General features: G+C 72.8%; 15 protein-coding genes and 1 pseudogene. 8 read left to right on the top strand and 8 right to left on the bottom strand.

The window, feature by feature from the left end; translation table 11 throughout:
* Nucleotides 1-61 precede the first annotated feature (61 nt).
* Entirely contained in the window at nt 62-2380 is a 2319-nt protein-coding gene (locus CD790_RS13460; protein WP_144383450.1) for a cation-translocating P-type ATPase, read from the top strand.
* A 493-nt stretch (nt 2381-2873) separates the two neighbouring features.
* Here the strand turns inward: CD790_RS13460 and CD790_RS13455 are convergent, their stop codons facing one another.
* Both CD790_RS13455 and CD790_RS13450 read right to left on the bottom strand, forming a co-directional pair.
* Entirely contained in the window at nt 2874-4163 is a 1290-nt protein-coding gene (locus CD790_RS13455; protein ID WP_144383449.1) for a citrate synthase, read from the bottom strand.
* Between the two features lie 152 nt (nt 4164-4315).
* Nucleotides 4316-6547 (bottom strand): ATP-dependent RecD-like DNA helicase, encoded by a 2232-nt coding sequence (locus CD790_RS13450; protein WP_144383448.1) that lies wholly within the window; start codon nt 6545-6547, stop codon nt 4316-4318.
* A 165-nt stretch (nt 6548-6712) separates the two neighbouring features.
* On the opposite strand from CD790_RS13450, the gene CD790_RS13445 reads away from it, so the two are divergent.
* Complete coding sequence (locus tag CD790_RS13445) at nt 6713-7621, top strand: ribokinase (RefSeq protein ID WP_144383447.1); 909 nt, start codon at nt 6713-6715, stop codon at nt 7619-7621.
* Nucleotides 7622-7894: 273 nt separating this feature from the next.
* Here CD790_RS13445 and CD790_RS13440 read toward each other — a convergent pair whose 3' ends face one another.
* From CD790_RS13440 to CD790_RS13430, 3 genes are read right to left on the bottom strand one after another with little or no spacing between them, the layout of a single operon-like run.
* Entirely contained in the window at nt 7895-8725 is an 831-nt protein-coding gene (locus CD790_RS13440; protein WP_144383446.1) for a sugar phosphate isomerase/epimerase, read from the bottom strand.
* On the bottom strand, nt 8722-9879 hold the full coding sequence (locus tag CD790_RS13435; protein ID WP_144383445.1) for a dihydrodipicolinate synthase family protein: 1158 nt from the start codon (nt 9877-9879) through the stop codon (nt 8722-8724). The genes CD790_RS13440 and CD790_RS13435 overlap by 4 nt, the downstream gene beginning before the upstream one ends.
* Complete coding sequence (locus tag CD790_RS13430) at nt 9876-11042, bottom strand: Gfo/Idh/MocA family protein (protein WP_144383767.1); 1167 nt, start codon at nt 11040-11042, stop codon at nt 9876-9878. The genes CD790_RS13435 and CD790_RS13430 overlap by 4 nt, the downstream gene beginning before the upstream one ends.
* A 324-nt stretch (nt 11043-11366) precedes the next feature.
* On the opposite strand from CD790_RS13430, the gene CD790_RS13425 reads away from it, so the two are divergent.
* The 3 genes and pseudogenes from CD790_RS13425 to CD790_RS13415 all read left to right on the top strand — a co-directional run.
* Nucleotides 11367-12461, top strand: coding sequence for a LacI family DNA-binding transcriptional regulator (locus CD790_RS13425; protein WP_144383444.1), 1095 nt, complete (start codon nt 11367-11369; stop codon nt 12459-12461).
* Between the two features lie 146 nt (nt 12462-12607).
* Nucleotides 12608-13552: a helix-turn-helix domain-containing GNAT family N-acetyltransferase gene (locus CD790_RS13420; protein ID WP_144383443.1), complete on the top strand. Its 945-nt coding sequence runs from the start codon at nt 12608-12610 to the stop codon at nt 13550-13552.
* Between the two features lie 149 nt (nt 13553-13701).
* A pseudogene (locus tag CD790_RS13415) lies at nt 13702-14514 on the top strand (sugar phosphate isomerase/epimerase family protein); the annotation flags it as partial.
* Here the strand turns inward: CD790_RS13415 and CD790_RS13410 are convergent.
* Nucleotides 14399-15394 (bottom strand): EamA family transporter, encoded by a 996-nt coding sequence (locus tag CD790_RS13410; RefSeq protein WP_144383442.1) that lies wholly within the window; start codon nt 15392-15394, stop codon nt 14399-14401. The pseudogene CD790_RS13415 and the gene CD790_RS13410 overlap by 116 nt on opposite strands.
* 93 nt (nt 15395-15487) lie before the next feature.
* Between CD790_RS13410 and CD790_RS13405 the strand changes: the two genes are divergently transcribed.
* Nucleotides 15488-16393, top strand: a complete 906-nt coding sequence (locus CD790_RS13405; protein ID WP_144383441.1) for a LysR family transcriptional regulator — start codon at nt 15488-15490, stop codon at nt 16391-16393.
* 9 nt (nt 16394-16402) lie between these two features.
* On the opposite strand, the gene CD790_RS13400 is transcribed toward CD790_RS13405, so the two are convergent.
* Together CD790_RS13400 and CD790_RS13395 are read right to left on the bottom strand one after the other, a co-directional pair.
* On the bottom strand, nt 16403-16663 hold the full coding sequence (locus tag CD790_RS13400; RefSeq protein WP_144383440.1) for a hypothetical protein: 261 nt from the start codon (nt 16661-16663) through the stop codon (nt 16403-16405).
* On the bottom strand, nt 16660-17019 hold the full coding sequence (locus CD790_RS13395; protein WP_313956503.1) for a hypothetical protein: 360 nt from the start codon (nt 17017-17019) through the stop codon (nt 16660-16662). Before CD790_RS13395 ends, CD790_RS13400 begins: the two co-directional genes overlap by 4 nt.
* Nucleotides 17020-17357: 338 nt before the next feature.
* On the opposite strand from CD790_RS13395, the gene CD790_RS13390 reads away from it, so the two are divergent.
* Nucleotides 17358-18281, top strand: coding sequence for a helix-turn-helix transcriptional regulator (locus CD790_RS13390; protein ID WP_260867550.1), 924 nt, complete (start codon nt 17358-17360; stop codon nt 18279-18281).
* A 16-nt stretch (nt 18282-18297) separates the two neighbouring features.
* Nucleotides 18298-18504 carry a DUF397 domain-containing protein gene (locus CD790_RS13385; RefSeq protein WP_144383439.1) on the top strand — a complete coding sequence of 69 codons (207 nt, stop codon included), beginning with the start codon at nt 18298-18300 and terminating at the stop codon, nt 18502-18504.
* Nucleotides 18505-18531: the final 27 nt, after the last annotated feature.

Here is an 18531-nt window from a genome sequence, read left to right as displayed (position 1 = left end):
GGTCGTGCCGCCCTGCTCATACAGCCGCCGCACGACCCGGCCCACCCCACGGGAGACCCCCATGACCAGCACGGCCCCCGAAACCACGGCTCAGCCCACCGTCGCGGAACCGCCGACCAGCCAGGTCGAACTCGCCATCGGCGGAATGACCTGCGCCTCCTGCGCGGCGCGCGTGGAGAAGAAGCTCAACCGGATGGACGGCGTCACCGCCACGGTCAACTTCGCCACCGAGAAGGCCAAGGTCACCTTCCCCACCGGCGTCGAGGTCGCCGATCTGATCGCGACCGTCGTCAAGACCGGCTACACCGCCGAGGAGCCCGCGCCCCCCGCGCGACCCGAGGCGGCCCAGCCGAGCCCCGAGGAGGGGCCCGCGGAGGCGGCCGTCGAGCACGGCGCCCAGGACCTCGCCGAGCTGCGCGAGCGCATGCTCGTCACGGTCGCCCTTTCGGTGCCCGTCGTCCTACTGGCGATGGTCCCCGCGCTCCAGTTCGACTACTGGCAGTGGCTGTCCCTCACCCTGGCCGCCCCCGTCGTGGCCTGGGGCGGCTATCCGTTCCACAAGGCCGCCTGGACCAACGCCCGACACGGCGCGGCCACCATGGACACCCTCATCTCGATGGGCACCCTCGCCGCGCTCGGCTGGTCGCTCTGGGCGCTGTTCCTCGGCGACGCGGGCATGCCCGGCATGAACCACGGCTTCGACCTCACCGTCTCCCGCTCCGACGGGTCCTCCTCGATCTACCTGGAGGCGGCGGCCGGGGTCACCGCGCTCATCCTGGTCGGCCGCTATCTGGAGGCCCGGTCCAAGCGCCGCGCCGGCGCCGCCCTGCGCGCCCTGATGGAGCTGGGCGCGAAGGACGTCACCGTGCTGCGCGGCGGCCGCGAGGAGCGCGTCCCGGTCGGCCGGCTGGCGGTCGGCGACCGCTTCGTCGTCCGCCCCGGGGAGAAGATCGCCACGGACGGCACCGTGGTCGAGGGCGCCTCCGCGGTGGACGCCTCGATGCTGACCGGCGAGTCGGTGCCGGTGGACGTGACGGTCGGCGACGCGGTCACCGGAGCCACCGTGAACACCGCGGGGCGGCTGGTCGTCGAGGCCACCCGGGTCGGCGCCGACACCCAGCTGTCCCGGATGGCCCGACTGGTGGAGGACGCGCAGAACGGCAAGGCGGAGGTGCAGCGGCTGGCGGACCGGATCTCGGGGATCTTCGTCCCGGTGGTCATCCTGCTGGCGCTGGGCACCCTGGCGACCTGGCTGCTGCTCACCGGCGACGCGGCCGCCGCCTTCACCGCCGCCGTGGCCGTCCTGATCATCGCCTGCCCCTGTGCGCTGGGCCTGGCCACCCCGACCGCGCTGATGGTCGGCACCGGCCGCGGCGCCCAGCTGGGCATCCTGATCAAGGGCCCCGAGGTGCTGGAGTCCACCCGCCGCGTGGACACCGTGGTCCTGGACAAGACCGGCACGGTCACCACCGGCCGGATGAGCCTGCACGGGGTGCACCCCGCCTCCGGCGTCGACGAGAGCGAACTGCTGCGGCTGGCGGGAGCCCTGGAGCACGCCTCGGAGCACCCCATCGCCCGCGCCATCGCCGACGGCGCCCTGGAGCGCACCGGCGCGGCCGCCCTGCCCGCCCCCGAGGGCTTCGAGAACCTCGCCGGCCTCGGCGTCCAGGGCGTCGTCGAGGGGCACGCGGTGCTGGTCGGCCGCGAGAAGCTGCTGGCCGAGTGGTCCATCGAGCTGCCCGCGGAGCTGGCCGAGGCCAAGGCCGCCGCGGAGGCGGAGGGCCGCACGGCGGTCGCCGTGGCCTGGGACGGCGCGGCGCGCGGCGTGCTCACCGTCGCCGACGCGATCAAGGAGAGCAGCCCCGAGGCCGTCGCCCGGCTGCGCGCGCTGGGCCTCACCCCGGTGCTGCTGACCGGTGACAACGCGCTGGTCGCGGAGGCGGTGGCGCGCGAGGTCGGGATCGAGCGGGTCTACGCCGAGGTGCTGCCGCAGGACAAGGTCGACGTGGTCGAGCGGCTCCAGGCCGAGGGCCACTCGGTCGCCATGGTCGGCGACGGCGTCAACGACGCGGCCGCGCTGGCCACCGCCGACCTGGGGCTGGCGATGGGCACCGGCACCGACGCCGCCATCGAGGCCGGGGACCTGACCCTGGTCCGGGGCGACCTGCGGGTGGCCGCGGACGCCATCCGGCTCTCCCGCAAGACCCTCGGCACCATCAAGGGCAACCTCTTCTGGGCCTTCGGCTACAACGTGGCCGCGCTGCCGCTCGCGGCGGCCGGCATGCTCAACCCGATGATCGCCGGGGCCACGATGGCCTTCTCCTCGGTCTTCGTGGTGACCAACAGTCTGCGACTGCGGACCTTCACATCGTCCACATAGCTTTACCAAGCCGCCATAAGCCGCACACCACCCATACAGCGGAGCCCCGATCTCCCGATCGGGGCTCTTGCCCTTTTAGATGCGCATATGGCAAGAGACGCAGATCACAGTCAACTGAACGTAACCATTGTCGGGAGTGGAGAGTCTAACTGTGCGGCTGGGTCGTCTTGGGGGACGTATTCCGGCTACGCGTAGCCGGGGCACGTACACGGGGAGCTTTGAGCGGCCCTCCCGCACGTACGGGTCCCGGCAGGTCGCGACCCTGGTTGTTTGCGGCCAGCAGACGCCCGGCCGGATCCCGTGGGGGGAATCCGCACCGGGGAACGGGAAGCGCCCCGCCCTAACCCGTGGGGGGATTAGGCGCGGGGCGCTTTCGTTTCGGGGCACCGAACCGCGCCCCGAAGGGGCGCGGGGAACTGCGCGATCAGCTACCGACGGCCCGCGGCCGACCGATCACGCGCACAGCGGATCGCTCGGACACGCGCCGCGGGCGTCAGCGCTGCTCGACCGGGACGAAGTCGCGCTCGACCACGCCGGTGTAGATCTGGCGCGGACGGCCGATGCGGGAGCCCGGCTCCTTGATCATCTCGTGCCACTGGGCGATCCAGCCGGGGAGCCGGCCGAGCGCGAAGAGCACGGTGAACATCTCGGTCGGGAAGCCCATCGCCCGGTAGATGAGACCGGTGTAGAAGTCCACGTTCGGGTAGAGCTTGCGCGAGACGAAGTAGTCGTCGGCGAGCGCGTGCTCTTCGAGCTTGAGCGCGATGTCCAGCAGCTCGTCGCTCTTGCCGAGCGCCGAGAGGACGTCGTGCGCCGCCGCCTTGATGATCTTCGCCCGGGGGTCGAAGTTCTTGTAGACGCGGTGCCCGAAGCCCATGAGCTTCACGCCGTCTTCCTTGTTCTTCACCTTGCGGATGAAGGAGTCGACGTCGCCGCCGGAGCGCTGGATGCCCTCCAGCATCTCCAGCACGCTCTGGTTGGCGCCACCGTGCAGCGGACCCCACAGGGCGCTGATGCCCGCCGAGACGGAGGCGAACATGTTGGCCTGCGAGGAGCCGACCAGGCGGACCGTCGAGGTGGAACAGTTCTGCTCGTGGTCCGCGTGCAGGATCAGCAGCTTGTCGAGCGCGTTGACCACGACCGGGTCGAGGTCGTACTCCTGGGCCGGCACCGAGAAGGTCATCCGCAGGAAGTTCTCGACGTAGCCGAGGTCGTTACGCGGGTAGACGAACGGGTGACCGACCGACTTCTTGTACGCGTAGGCGGCGATCGTCGGCAGCTTGGCCAGCAGCCGCACGGTCGACAGGTTGCGCTGCTGCTCGTCGAACGGGTTGTGGCTGTCCTGGTAGAACGTCGACAGCGCGCTGACCACCGAGGACAGCATCGCCATCGGGTGCGCGTCCCGCGGGAAGCCGTCGTAGAAGCGCTTGACGTCCTCGTGGAGCAGCGTGTGCGTGGTGATCTCGTTCTTGAAGACCGCCAGCTCGTCCACGGTCGGCAGCTCGCCGTTGATGAGCAGGTAAGCGACCTCGAGGAAGGTGCTGCGCTCGGCCAGCTGCTCGATCGGATAGCCGCGATAGCGCAGAATGCCCGATTCGCCATCAAGATAGGTGATCGCGGATTTGTACGCCGCGGTGTTGCCGTAACCGGAGTCCAGGGTCACCAGACCGGTCTGGGCGCGAAGCTTGCCGATATCGAAGCCCTTGTCGCCGACGGTGCTGTCGACCACCGGGTAGGTGTATTCGCCGTCCCCGTACCGCAGTACTACAGAGTTGTCGCTCACGTCATCCCTCACCGACGTCTGGTTCTCTTCTTCGAGGTGCCCTGACTCCCCCTACCTTCCCCCATTTGGACGATGAACGTGCACTCGGGGTCGGCCAAAGGGCCTATCGGCGGCACTGAGTGCCTCCCTCGATGCCCATCCTGCCCCCTTCGTCACCGTTCGGAAACCCTCTCGACACGCATGGCGCCACCGATTCGGTGATCGAGCGCGGTGCAGCGACGACCGGCGGACACTGTACGCACCGCCTGACCGAGCGCCCGACGGGACCCGACCAGCACAACGAGGCGCTTTGCCCGGGTTACCGCCGTATACAACAGATTTCGCTGGAGCATCATCCAGGCGCTGGTGGTCACCGGGATCACCACGGCCGGGTACTCGCTGCCCTGGGAGCGATGGATGGTCACGGCGTAGGCGTGGGCCAGCTCGTCCAGCTCGTCGAAGTCGTAGGGCACCTCCTCGTCCTCGTCGGTGCGGACGGTCAGCCGCTGCTCCTCGGCGTTGAGCGAGGCGACCACGCCGACGGTGCCGTTGAAGACGCCGTTTTCCCCTTTTTCGTAGTTGTTCCGAATCTGGGTGACCTTGTCGCCCACTCGGAAGACCCGGCCGCCGAAGCGGCGTTCGGGGAGGTCGGGGCGGGCGGGGGTGACGGCCTGCTGGAGCAGCCCGTTCAGCACCGCGGCGCCGGCCGGACCGCGGTGCATCGGGGCCAGCACCTGCACATCGCGGCGCGGATCGAGGCCGAACTTCGCCGGGATGCGACGGGCCGCCACATCCACGGTGAGCCGCGCGGCGGCCTCGGCGTCCTCCTCGGCGAAGAGGAAGAAGTCGGTCATGCCCTGGGTGAGGGGCGGCACCCCGGAGTTGATGCGGTGTGCGTTGGTCACCACCCCGGACTGCTGGGCCTGCCGGAAGATACGGGTCAGCCGCACCGCGGGCACCGGTCCGCCGTCCGCCAGCAGGTCCCGCAGCACCTCCCCGGCCCCCACCGACGGCAGCTGGTCCACATCCCCCACCAACAGCAGGTGCGCGCCCGGCGGAACGGCCTTGACCAGCTTGTTGGCGAGCAGCAGATCCAGCATCGACGCCTCGTCCACCACCACCAGATCGGCGTCGAGCGGGCGGTCCCGGTCATAGGCCGCGTCCCCGCCCGGCTTGAGCTCCAACAGCCGGTGCACCGTGGAGGCGTCCGCCCCGGTGAGCTCCGCGAGCCGCTTGGCGGCCCGGCCCGTCGGTGCCGCCAGGACCACCTTGGCCTTCTTCGCCCGGGCCAGCTCGACCACGGACCGCACGGTGAACGACTTGCCGCAGCCCGGGCCGCCGGTGAGCACCGCCACCTTCCGGGTCAGCGCCAGCCGCACCGCGTCCCGCTGCTCGGGGGCGAGGTCCGCGCCGGTGCGCCGGGCCAGCCAGCCCAGCGCCGCCTCCCAGTCCACCTCCTGGAAGGCGGGCATCCGGTCCTCCTCGCAGCGCAGCAGCCGCAGCAGCTGTGCCGCCAGGGAGATCTCGGCGCGATGGAAGGGGATCAGATAGACGGCGGTGACCGGCTCTCCGTCCTCCCCGGGCACGGACTCCCGGACCACCCCCTCCGGGTCCGCCGCCAGCTCGCCGAGACAGTCGATGACCAGCCCGGTGTCCACCTGGAGCAGCTTCACCGCGTCCGCGATCAGCCGCTCCTCCGGCAGATAGCAGTGGCCGCTGTCGGTCGACTGCGACAGCGCGTACCGCAACCCGGCCTTCACCCGCTCCGGGCTGTCATGCGGGATGCCCACCGATTGCGCGATCTTGTCGGCCGTCAGGAATCCGATACCCCAGACATCGGCGGCCAGCCGATACGGCTCGTTCCTGGTGACGGAGATCGAGGCGTCTCCGTACTTCTTGTAGATCCGCACCGCGATGGAGGTCGAGACGCCCACCCCCTGGAGGAAGACCATCACCTCCTTGATCGCCTTCTGCTCCTCCCAGGCCGCCCCGATCATCTTCGTGCGCTTGGGGCCGAGGCCGGGCACCTCGATCAGCCGCTTCGGCTCCTTCTCGATCACGTCCAGGGTGTCCACGCCGAAGTGCTCGGTGATCCGGTCCGCGATCCGCGGCCCGATGCCCTTGATCAGCCCCGAGCCCAGATAGCGGCGGATGCCCTGGACGGTGGCGGGCAGCACGGTTGTGTAGTTCTCCACCGTGAACTGCTTGCCGTACTGCGGGTGTGAGCCCCAGCGACCCTCCAGGCGCAGCGACTCGCCCGGCTGCGCGCCGAGCAGCGAGCCGACGACGGTGAGAAGGTCGCCGGAGCCACGGCCGGTGTCGACCCGCGCGACCGTGTAGCCCGTCTCCTCATTGACATACGTCAGCCGCTCCAGAACACCTTCCACGACCGCGAGTTTGAGCATGGACCGACGGTACCGCCCGGGTGCGACAGCGTTTCGTGGGCCTGTGGACAACCGGGGCGACGGGCGGGGTGGGGACCCTCGGCGGCCGGCCGCCGGTGACGGTGACGGTGACGGCGGCCATGGGCCTCATAGGGTCGGCATGGCAGCTGACGAGAGGACAGACGCATGCACGGCTACGACCTGGTGGTCGTGGGGTCCGCCAACGCCGACCTGGTGGTCGGGGTCGAGCGCCGCCCCGCGGCCGGGGAGACCGTCCTCGGCTCCGACCTGGCGGTCCACCCCGGCGGGAAGGGCGCCAACCAGGCCGTCGCCGCCGCCCGGCTGGGGGCCCGCGCCGCGCTGCTGGCCCGCGTGGGCGACGACGACCACGGCCGGATGCTGCGGGAGGTGCAGCGGGCGGCCGGCGTGGACACCTCCGGCGTCCTGGTCGGCGGCGCGCCCACCGGGGTGGCGCTGATCACCGTCGACCCCTCGGGCGACAACAGCATCGTGGTCTCCCCCGGCGCCAACGCCAGGCTCAGCCCCGAGGACGTTCACGCCGCCGCCCCGCTGCTGGCCGCGGCCCGCGTGGTCTCCCTCCAACTGGAGATCCCGCTGGAGACGGTCGCCGCGACGGTGGCGGCGGTGGGCCCGGACACCCGCGTGGTGCTCAACCCCTCGCCGCCGGCCGCGCTGCCCGTCGAGGTGCTCGCCGCCTGCGACCCGCTGGTGGTCAACGAGCACGAGGCGCGGTTCCTGCTGGGCGACGACCTGGCCGCGCGGAGCGAGGACCCCGTGGTGTGGGCGGCGGCCCTGCGCTCACGCGGGCCGCGTTCGGTGGTGGTGACGCTGGGCGCCGCCGGCGCACTCGCCGCGGACGACCGGGGCGCGGTCCGGGTGCCCGGGGTGCCGGTGGCGGCGGTGGACACCACCGGCGCGGGCGACGCGTTCACCGGGGCGCTCGGCTGGCGGCTGGGGGTCGGCGACGACCTGGCGACGGCGGTGCGCTTCGCCGTGCGGGTGGGCGCGGCGGCGGTCACCCGACCCGGTGCCCAGCGGTCGTTCCCCACCGCGGAGGAGGTGGCGGCCCTGTGAAGCGGTCCGGGATGTGCGGAGGACGTTTCCAGGGGCCCGGTCCGTGGACCGGGCCCCTTCCCTCCCCCCATGCGCGGCCCCTCGGACCATCCCCCCAGACTCCCGGGCGGCCGCACGACAGTTACGACCCCACTCGGCCCTGAAGGGTTGCACGATTTCCCAGAGTTATCGATCCGTTACCTGAAGTCAGCATCCCTGGCCCTTCGGCATCGGCCAGACCGGCCCGGCCGACGACTGACGGCCCGCCGGAGAGCGCGGGGCCGGCGGCGCCGCTCACAGCACGTGCGCGCGGAACCGCCCGATCGTCTCCGCCAGCACCTCGGCGCCGTCGCGCGCCCACAGCGCCGGGTTGAAGATCTCCACCTCGGCCGGGCCTGAGTAGCCGGCGGCCGTCACCCGCCCGCGGAACCAGCGCAGGTCGACGGAGCCGTCCCCGAGCTGGCCGCGGCCCAGCAGCACCCCCTCCGGCAGCGGAGTCACCCAGTCGGCCAGTTGGAAGGCGGCGATCCGGCCGCCGGCGCCGGCCCGGGCGATCTGCCCGGCCACGGTGTCGTCCCACCACAGGTGGTACGTGTCCACCACCACCCCCACCTGGTCGGCGGGGAAGCGCTCCGCCAGGTCCAGGGCCTGGGCCAGGGTGGAGACCACACAGCGGTCGGCGGCGTACATCGGGTGCAGCGGCTCGACGGCCAGCCGCACGGACCGCTCGGCGGCGTACGGGGCGAGGTGGGCGAGCGCCTCGCCGATCCGCTCCCGTGCGGCGCCCAGGTCGCGGCTGCCGTCGGGCAGCCCGCCGCAGACCAGCACCAGGGTGCGGGTGCCGAGCGTCGCCGCCTCGTCGATGGCGGCGCGGTTGTCGGCGAGCGCGGCCGCCCGCCCGGCCGGGTCGGCGGCGGTGAGGAAGCCGCCCCGACAGAGGCTGGTCACGGTCAGCCCTGCGGCCCGCACCAGCGCGGCCGTGGCCGCCACCCCGTACTCCCGCACCGGCTCCCGCCACAGCCCGACGGCGGTGACGCCGGCCCGCGCGCAGCCCTCGACGAGCCGCGGCAGCGACCACTGCCGGATGGTCTGCTGGTTCAGGCTGAACCCGGCCAGGTCGGTCACGGCGCCACTCCGTGGACGGCGAGGAAGTGGCGCATGCGGGCCGTGGTCAGCGCCGGGTCGGGGAACAGCCCCAGCCCGTCGGCGAGCTCGTACACCCGGGCCAGATGGGGCAGCGAGCGCGCCGACTGGAGGCCGCCGAGCAGGGTGAAGTGGTCCTGGTGGCCGGCGAGCCAGGCCAGGAAGACCACGCCTGTCTTGTAGTAGCGGGTCGGCGCCCGGAACAGTTGCCGGGACAGCGCCACGGTCGGGTCCAGCAGCGCCCGGAAGCCCCGGGCGTCGCCGCCGTCCAGCCGCCGCAGGGCGGCGGCGGCCGGTGCGGCCAGCGGGTCGAAGACGCCGAGCAGCGCGTCGCTGAAGCCGTCGGCGTCGCCGGCGATGAGCTCGGGGTAGTGGAAGTCGTCGCCCGTGTAGCAGCGGACCCCGGCGGGCAGCCGGCGGCGCAGCTCGACCTCCCGCCCCGCGTCCAGCAGCGAGACCTTGACCCCGTCGACCTTGTCCGGGTGGGCGCGGCAGAGCGCGAGCAGGGTCTCGGCGGCCTCCTCCGGGTGGTCGGCGCCCCAGTAGCCGCGCAGGCCCGGGTCGAACATCGGGCCCAGCCAGTGCAGGACGACCGGCTCCGCGGCCTGCCGCAGCAGTGATCCGTACACCTCCAGATAGTCCTCGGGGCCGCGCGCGACGGCGGCCAGCGCGCGCGAGGCCAGCAGGACGGCGGACGCGCCCGCCCCCTCCACCAGCGCCAACTGCTCCTCGTAGGCGGTACGGACGGCGTCGAGCGAGGCCGGCCCGGTCAGCTGGTCGGTGCCGGCGCCGCAGACGATCCGGCCGCCGGCCGCCTTGGCCTCCGCCGCCGACCGGGTGATCAGCTCCGCGGCGGTGGTCCAGTCCAGGCCCATGCCGCGCTGCGCGGTGTCCATCGCCTCGGCCACCCCGAGTCCGTGCGCCCACAGGTGGCGGCGGAAGGCGAGGGTGGCGTCCCAGTCCACGACGGCCGGGCCCTCGGGGTCGGAATCCGCGTACGGGTCCGCGACCACGTGTGCGGCCGCGAAGACCGTGCGGGAGGCGGGCGGGCGACCGGAGGGCGGATGCCAGACCGGCTCGGTGCGCGGCCGGTACGCGGTCAACGCGCCGCCCGCGCGCGGCAGCCGGAGCGTCACAGCGTCAGCTCCGGCACGTCCAGCCGACGCCCACAGGCCGAGGAGGCCAGTCCCAGCTCGGCCAGTTGGACGCCGCGCGCTCCGGCCAGCAGGTCCCAGTGCCAGGGCTCGCCGAGGGCCACATGGCGCAGGAACAGCTCCCACTGCGCCCTGAAGGCGTTGTCGGCCTCGTCGCCCGCGTTGTCGGGGACGCGCTGCCACTGCTCGCGGAACCGTTCGGCCGTCGGCCGGTCGGGGTTCCAGACCGGCTTGGGCGTGGTGGCGCGGTGCTGCACATGGCATTCGCGCAGCCCGGCCACGGCCGAGCCCTCGGTGCCGTCCACCTGGAACTCCACCAGCTCGTCGCGGCGCACCCGCACCGCCCAGGAGGAGTTGATCTGGGCCACGATCCCGCCGTCGAGCTCGAAGATCCCGTACGCGGCGTCGTCGGCGGTCGCCTCGTACGGCTTGCCCCGCTCGTCCCAGCGGCGCGGGATGTGCGTGGTGACCAGCGCCTGCACGGTCCGCACCGGGCCGAACAGCTCGCGCAGCAGATACTCCCAGTGGGGGAACATGTCGCCCGCGATGCTCCCGCCGTCCTGCGCGCGGTAGTTCCACGACGGCCGCTGCGCCGGCTGCCAGTCCCCCTCGAAGACCCAGTACCCGAACTCGCCACGCACCGAAAGGATCTGGCCGAAGAAGCCGCCGTCGATCAGCCGCTTGAGCTTCCGCAGTCCCGGTAGGAAGAGCTTGTCCTGGACCACCCCGTGCCGCACCCCGGCGGCCTCGGCGAGCCGGGCCAACTCCAGTGCCCCGGCCAGCGTTCCGGCGCTGGGCTTCTCGGTGTAGACGTGTTTGCCGGCCGCGATCGCCTTCCGCACGGCGCCCTCGCGGGCCGCGGTGGCCTGGGCGTCGAAGTAGATGTCCACGGTCGGGTCGGCGAGCACCGCGTCGAGGTCGGTGCTGACGTCGTCGACCGGGTCCAGCCCGTGGCGCTCGGCCAGCGCGGTCAGAGCGTGCTCCCGCCTCCCCACCAGCACCGGTTCCGGCCACAGCGTGCCGCCGTCACCGATGTCGACGCCGCCCTGCTCCCGGATGGCGAGCAGCGAGCGCACGAGGTGCTGACGGTGGCCCATGCGGCCGGTCACCCCGTTCATGGCGATGCGTAAGGTCTTGCGGGACACACTCGTCACCTGGTCCGTCTCCTTCGGTCCGCCCACGCGCCGGCCCCGCCCGCCCTCGCCGCCCGGGTGTCGCGGACGGCTATAGCAAGCGCTTTCCCTTCGTTTCACGCTAGTCGCCTTTTGCATCCGCCAACAAGGGCGCCGGTCGCTTATCAGCCGTATGGCGGGCGGGCGTTGCATGTCGTACCGTCCCGGCGTCTCGCCTGACGGTCACCGGTTCACCGCCCCGGACCGGTGCGGTGAGAGCATGGGCGGAGCATGTCGGCAACCCTGGGGCGCCCGGCGCGCGCCGGGCGCACACGGTGCTCACACACGGAGGAAGCCATGACAGTGACGCTGGCTGATGTGGCGGCGCGGGCGCGGGTCTCGGCGGCGACCGTCTCCCGCGTCCTGAGCGGCAACTACCCGGTGGCCGAGTCGACCCGGGCCCGGGTGCTGCGAGCGGTCGACGAGCTGGAGTACGTGGTCAACGGCCCGGCAAGCGCTCTCGCGGCCGCCACCTCGGACCTGGTCGGCGTCCTCGTCAACGACATCGCGGACCCGTTCTTCGGGATCATCGCCGGTGCCGTGCAGTCGGAGATGGGCGGTGCCGGCGAGCCGGGCGCCCGCCGTGAACCGGGCCGTGGCGCCGAGCCGCGGCGCGGTGGCGAGAAGCTGGCCGTCATCTGCAACACCGGCGGTTCGCCGGAGCGCGAACTCACCTATCTCACCCTGCTCCAGCGTCAGCGCGCGGCCGCCGTCATCCTCACCGGCGGCGCGATCGAGCACCCCGAGCACGCGGCCGCCGTGGAGGCCAAGGCGTCCCGGCTGGCCGCCGCCGGCACCCGGGTGGTGCTCTGCGGACGTCCCCCGATCCCCGACGCCACCACGCTGACCTTCGACAACCGCGGTGGCGCGCGCCGGCTGACCGAGCACCTGCTGGCCTTCGGCCACCGCCGCATCGGCTATGTCGCCGGTCCGGCCGACCGCAGCACCACGCGGGACCGCCTGGAGGGGCACCGGGCCGCGCTGGCCGGCCAGGGCCTCGCCGAAGGAGCCGAGCGACTGACCGTCCACGGCCCGTACGACCGCTCCTGCGGCTATGACGCCACCCTCGAACTGCTGCGCAGGGAGCCGCGGCTGACCGCGGTCATAGCCGCCAACGACACCGTCGCCCTCGGCGCCTGCGCGGCCCTGCGCGACCAGGGGCTGCGGATCCCGCACGACGTCTCGGTCGCCGGCTTCGACGACCTGCCGTTCAGCGTGGACGCCGTGCCGTCACTCACCACCGTGCGACTGCCGCTGCACGACGCGGGGGCGCGGGCCGGCAGGCTGGCGCTGGGCCGCGAGCCGGAGCCGCCGGGCGGGGTGGCGATGGTACGGGCCGAGCTGATGGCCCGCGCGTCGACCGCGCCGCCCCGCGCCGGCGCCGCGGCCTGAGCCCCACGGCCCCGGTGCCGGGGCCACCCGCGCCGCGCGGGCCGGTCGGCGGCGCGCCGTCCTCGCCTTCGGTCGTCCACACCCCTTCCCAGGCAGTTGTTCGGGAGCAAGTATGGGGTGAAGCGATTCCGTGAAGGGGGAGCTCGATGGGGCACGGGGACGACCTGCGCGCGGCGGTGGACGAGGTACGCCGCTTCCAACGCCTCTACACCCGGCTCACCGGGGCCCTGGACCATCCCGGCCGGCCGCACACGCCCTACACGCCCAGTGAGGCGCGGATCCTCTGCGAGCTCTCGCGGCGCGAGCGCACCCACGTCTCCCAGCTGCGCGAGGACCTCGGGCTGACCGCCGCGCATCTGAGCCGGACCCTCGGCCGGTTCGAGGAGCAGGGCCTGATCACCCGGGAGCGGCACCACATGGACGCCCGCTACCAGCAGGTCCTGCTCACCGCGGCCGGCCGGGCGGTCGCCGCGGAGCTGGAGGAGCGTTCACGGGCCTCCGTCGCCCTGCTGCTGCGCGGGCTGCGCTGGGCCGACCTGCGCAGGCTGCGGGACGCGCTGCGCACCGCGACGGACGTCCTGGGGGAGCCGCGGCCGCCGGCACCGGTGCGCCTGCGGCCGCCGGCACCGGGGGAGTACGGCTGGATCGTGCAGCGGCACGGGGCGCTGTACACCCGCGAGTTCGGCTGGAACGCCGAGTTCGAGGGCCTGGTGGCCCGCATCGTCGGCGACTTCGCCTCCGGGCACGACCCGGCGTGCGAACGGGCCTGGATCGCGGAGCTCGCCGACCGCCCGGTGGGCTCCGTGCTCTGCGTGCGCGACGCGGACGATCCTCGGGCCGCGCGGCTGCGGCTGCTGCTGGTCGAGCCGGACGCGCGAGGCGAGGGCATCGGGGAGCTGCTGGTACGGCGGTGCGTGGACTTCGCGCGCGAGAGGGGCTACCGGGAGATCGTGCTGTGGACCAACGACGCGCTCTCCGCCGCGCGGGCGATCTACGAGCGGGTCGGCTTCGAGCTGGTCGCCGAGCGGCCGCACCGCAGCTTCGGCGCCGACCTGGTCGGCCAGGACTGGCGCCTCGGGCTGACGACCTGAGGCCCCGTACGGTGCCTGGGCGCGCAGTGAGGGGCAGCGCCCCGAAGGGGCGCGGGGCTGTGCCATATGCGGCTCCGCCGCGTGGGCGCGACCAGCCACGACGCACCCGCAGATGGCATACCCGCCAGCGAAGCGCTTAGCGTCACGTCATGAAGCTCGCCTTCTCGACGCTGGGCATTCCCGGCGCGCCCCTCACCGAGGTGGTCGCGCTCGCCGCCGACCACGGCTACCAGGGCGTGGAGCTGCGCGCCCACCCGGAGGAGCCGGTGCACCCGGGGCTCGGCACGGCCGAAAGACGCCGGGCGGCCGAGGAGTTCGCGGCGGCGGGGGTGGAGGTCCTCGCCGTCGCCGGGTACGCGCGGGTCGCCGCGCCCGGCCCCGACGGCCCCGTCCTCGCCGAGCTGCGCGCCCTCCTCGGCCTGGCCCGGGACCTGGGGGCCCGCCATGTCCGGGTCTTCCCCGGCGCAGGGGAGCGCCCCGAGGACGAGGCGGACGCCGACGCCGTACGCCGACTGGCCGCCGTCGCGCCGTACGCCGTCGAGCTGGGGGTGCGGCTGCTGGTGGAGACCCACGACTCGCATCGCACCGGGGCCGCCGTGGCGCGGCTGCTCGGCCGGGTGGAGCACGGCGGGGTGGTCGGTCCCGACGAGATCGGCCATGGCGCGGTGGGCGCGATCTGGGATGTGCTGCACCCCTGGCTGGGCGGCGAGGAGCCGACCGACTCCTATGCGGCCCTCGCCCCCCACCTGGCCTATGTGCAGCTCAAGGACGTCGCCTCGGCGGACGACACCACCCCCTTGCCGCTGGGCGCCGGAGTGCTCCCGCTGACCGAGTGCCTGGGGCTGCTCAGCCGCGCGGGCTGGGACGGCTGGCTGTGCTGGGAGTACGAGAGACGCTGGTACCCGCGGGTCCCGGAGCTGGCGGGGCTGCTGGGCCCGGCGCGGGAGTGGCTGCGGCGGCTGCCGGCCGCCGCGCCCTGAGCCGGGCCCCGACACCGGTCAGGGTGGTCAACGCGACCCCGCCGACCAGCAGCGCGGCGGCGAGCCAGCGCAGCGGGCTGACGTGCTCGTCCAGCAGCAGCGCCGCGGAGGACATCCCGAAGACCGGCACCAGCAGCGAGAACGGGGCGACCGCGGAGGCGTCGTAGGTGCGCAGCAGGAAGCCCCAGGCGCCGAAGCCCAGCACGGTCGCGCCCCAGGCGACGTAGAGGATCGCGCCGGCGCCGCCCCAGTCGAGGGAGGCGAGCGCCGCGCGGTCCGCGGACCAGCCCTCGAACAGCAGCGACAGGGCCAGCAGCGGCAGGATCGGCACCAGGCTCACCCAGACCATGAAGCGCAGCGCGTCGGGTGGCGCGGCACGGCGGGTGACCACGTTGGAGACGCCCCAGCACAGCGCGGCGGCGATGGTGAGGGCGAAGCCGAGCACGGGCCCCGAGGCGCCCTCGTCGACGGCGGCCACGACGATGCCGGCGGCCGCGACGGCCATGCCCAGCAGCCGGGTCCGGCCGGGGCGTTCGCCGAGCACGGCGGCGGCGATCAGGACGGTGAACACCGCCTGGATCTGGAGGACCAGTGAGGCCAGCCCGGCGGGCATGCCCTGGTGCATGCCGATGAAGAGCAGGCCGAACTTGGCCACCCCGAGCGCCAGTCCCACCGCCACGATCCACCGCCAGCCGACCGGCGGCGGGCCGACGAGGAGGACGGCGGGGAAGGCGGCCGCCAGGAACCGCAGCGCGCAGAAGAGCAGCGGCGGGAAGTGGTCGAGGCCGACCTCGATGACGACGAAGTTCAGCCCCCAGACGGCGGCGGTGCCGACCGCGAGGGCGATGTGGGCGGGACGCATGGTGTCGAGCTTCCCGGCAGCGGACCGTGAAGCACCAGCGCGGATCACTTCATGGTTGGATGAAGCGACGCTTCAAAGTCACCTGGGGGGCCGATGCTTGACCTGTCGCGGTTGCGGGCGCTGCACGCCGTCGGCGTCCACGGCTCCGTCAGCGCGGCCGCCATCGCGCTCGGCTACACGCCCTCGGCGGTGTCCCAGCAGATCGCCAAGCTGGAGCGGGAGACCCGTACGACGCTGCTGGAGCGCCAGGGCCGCGGGGTGGCGCTGACCGACGCGGCGCGCCAGCTGGCGGACACGGCCGAAGAGCTGCTGGCCCTGGTCGAGCGGGCGGAGACCGCCCTGGAGGAGCGCCGCGGCCAGCCCGCCGGCCGCCTGGTGATCGGCGCCTTCGCCACGGCGGCGCGCGGCCTGCTCCCCTCGGTCCTAGCCGAGCTGACGGCCTGCCACGAGTCCCTGGACGCCCGCCTGGTCGAGGTCGACCCGCACCTCTCCCCCGACCTGGTGGCCCGAGGGGTGATCGACCTGGCCGTCGCCCACGACTGGGACATCGCGCCCCGCCCGGCCCCCGACGGCGTCCGCCGGGCGGTGATCGGCGACGACCCCTCGGACGTCCTGGTCCCGGCGCGGCACCCGCTGGCAGACCGCACGGCCCTGCGCCGGGAGGACCTGGTGGGCCTCCGCTGGATCTGCCAGCCGCCGGGAACGGTCTGCCACGACTGGCTGGTCCGCACCCTGCGCGCCACCGGCCACGAACCCGACCTGGCCTACCAGGTCGCCGAGTACCACTCGCAGCTCGCCCTGGTAGCCGCCGGCCTGGGCGTCGCCCTGGTCCCCCTGCTGGGCCGCGGCCCCCTCCCCGACGGGGTGGCCTCCATCCCTCTCCACCCCACCCCGGTCCGCCGCCTGTACGCCCTCTGGCGCCCAGGCGCCGCCCGCCGCCCCGCGATCACCGAAACGGTCCGACTGCTACGGGAGCACTGGGAGCCGCGGGCGGGCTGAGCGGGGCGGCTACGGCCAGCGAACGACGGTCCGCCCGTACGGCCGGCGGCAGGCGGGGGCGTCGTCGGGCGGCGGGTGCCCGGCCAGGGCATGGCACAGCGCCGCGTGGAGCTGCTCCGCCTCGGCGGCCGTGAGCGTGAGCGGGGCGATGGCGACGGGCTTCCCGGCACGGCTGATCTGGAACGACATCGTCACGTCGCCCTCTTCGGTGCGGCTGGGACGCCGCTCGGGCACGGGCCCGACGCGCCAGCGCGACGACGGCAGGCTCATCGCCACACCCCCGGCTCGAACCGGTACGGACGCGTGATGATCTCCCGATAGGCGAGGTGCCCGGGGTGGGCCTTCAGGTGCGCCACGGCCCACTCCGTGCCGCCCTCACCACTGCCGTGCGGCGCGCTGTGGTCCCCGCAGTCCGCGCACTGCATGGTGAACGAGTGCGGTTCGGCCTGCGGCCGGCGGTCCAGGCCGATGGTGTACTCCCGGAACCGATACGTCGCACGCCGGGCTCCACCCCGGGGCCCCAGGTGGCTACGGACCCGCTCGGCCAGATCGTCCCCACGCCGGCCGAGCTCTTCCAGACTGGGGCGGTCCTGACCGCCCGCCGCCGGTGGCGTCTGCTCACTCATCGGGCCGCCACCCCCAACCGGTACGCGTGCCGCGGCAGGGCATGTCGGGGTCCGGTGGCACGGTGCCGACCAGGTCCTGGCAGTAACCGCACCAACAGCGATTCGAAGATCGTTCGGATAGTGTCCATGGCGTCGTCAACCTCTCATCAGGTGATGGCCGCGCCCCCGGACGTCCGGCAACGTCGCGGGGGTCTTTCGTACGCACAACAGTGCGCACCAACGCCGCACCCCTGTAGTCGAGTTGCTACACGGAGCGACTTACGAGACCAGGGTGCACCCACAGGCCCGTCGCTCGCAAGGTATGTGAATGCATACCTTGCATATGCGGCCTCAGCTTGATGGGCGAGCTGATGAGCCGCCAGAATCGGCCGTCGTCTTGCGCAGATGAAGGGTTGGTTGTGGTGACTCCGAAGCGCCAGATCCCCACGGTCCGCCTCCGTCGCCTCGCGGCAGAGCTACGACGCCTCCGCAATGGCTCAGAGCTGACCAGGGAAGACGTCACGAACCGTACGGGCATCAACGAGGCGACGCTGTATCGCATCGAGACGGCACGCGTCCGGCCCCAGCGCCGGACGCTGGTCGCGTTGCTGGACCTCTACGAAGTGCGTGATCCGCACCGTGGCGAAGTCCTGGCCCTCTTGCAGGGTGCGAACAAACAAGGGTGGCTACGGCCGTATCACAGCGAACTACCCGAGGAATACACTGCCTACATCAGCTTCGAGAGCGAAGCATGGGAAGTCCGCAACTACGAGTCCCTGTTCGTCCCCGGCCTCTTGCAGACCGAGGACTACGCGCGAGCCGTGATCAGAGGGACGTTGCCCATGGCCACTGCCGAGGCGGTAGAGCAACGAGTGCAGGCGCGCGTCGAGCGAAAGTACGTGCTCACAAAGGACGACCCGCTACGGCTCTGGGCGATCACGGACGAGGCCGCGCTGCGCCGCCTGGTCGGCGGCCGCAAGGTCATGCGTGAACAGTTGGAACACCTGGCCCGGGTCATGCAGGAACCGCATGTAACGCTCCAGGCCATCCCGTTCAGCGCGGGAGCGCACGCGGGAATGCCCGGCTCGTTCGTCCTGATGGGCTTCGCCGACGCGGAAGATCCCGAGATCGTGTACCTGGACAGCATGGCCGGCGGCCTCTTCCTCGAAGCCGAGATCGACGTACGCCGGTACGGCGTGATGTTCGACAACCTGCGTGCCCAGGCACTCAGCCCGGATGGCACGCTGAGCCTGATCACCGAGTTGATCGGCGACATGCTGTGAGCGGAGGCAGTCAAGGATGCATGAGGTGGGCCCTATAGAGGCGAGATGGCGTACGAGCTCCTACAGCAGTGGAAATGGCCAATGCGTCGAGATCGCGTTCCTTCACGGGGTGGTGGCAACGCGAGACAGCAAGAACCCCGACGGCCCAACCCTCGCCTTCCCCGTACCCGTCTGGGCGGCGTTTGTCGCCTCCGTCACGGAAGGAGAGATGCCCTGCGGCTGAGCCACGGGAGCCGCGACGGCGCACCGC

The organism is Streptomyces sp. SAJ15, from assembly GCF_007595705.1.
Lineage (GTDB): Bacteria > Actinomycetota > Actinomycetes > Streptomycetales > Streptomycetaceae > Streptomyces.
This window is presented reverse-complemented; position numbering and strand designations above follow the sequence as displayed.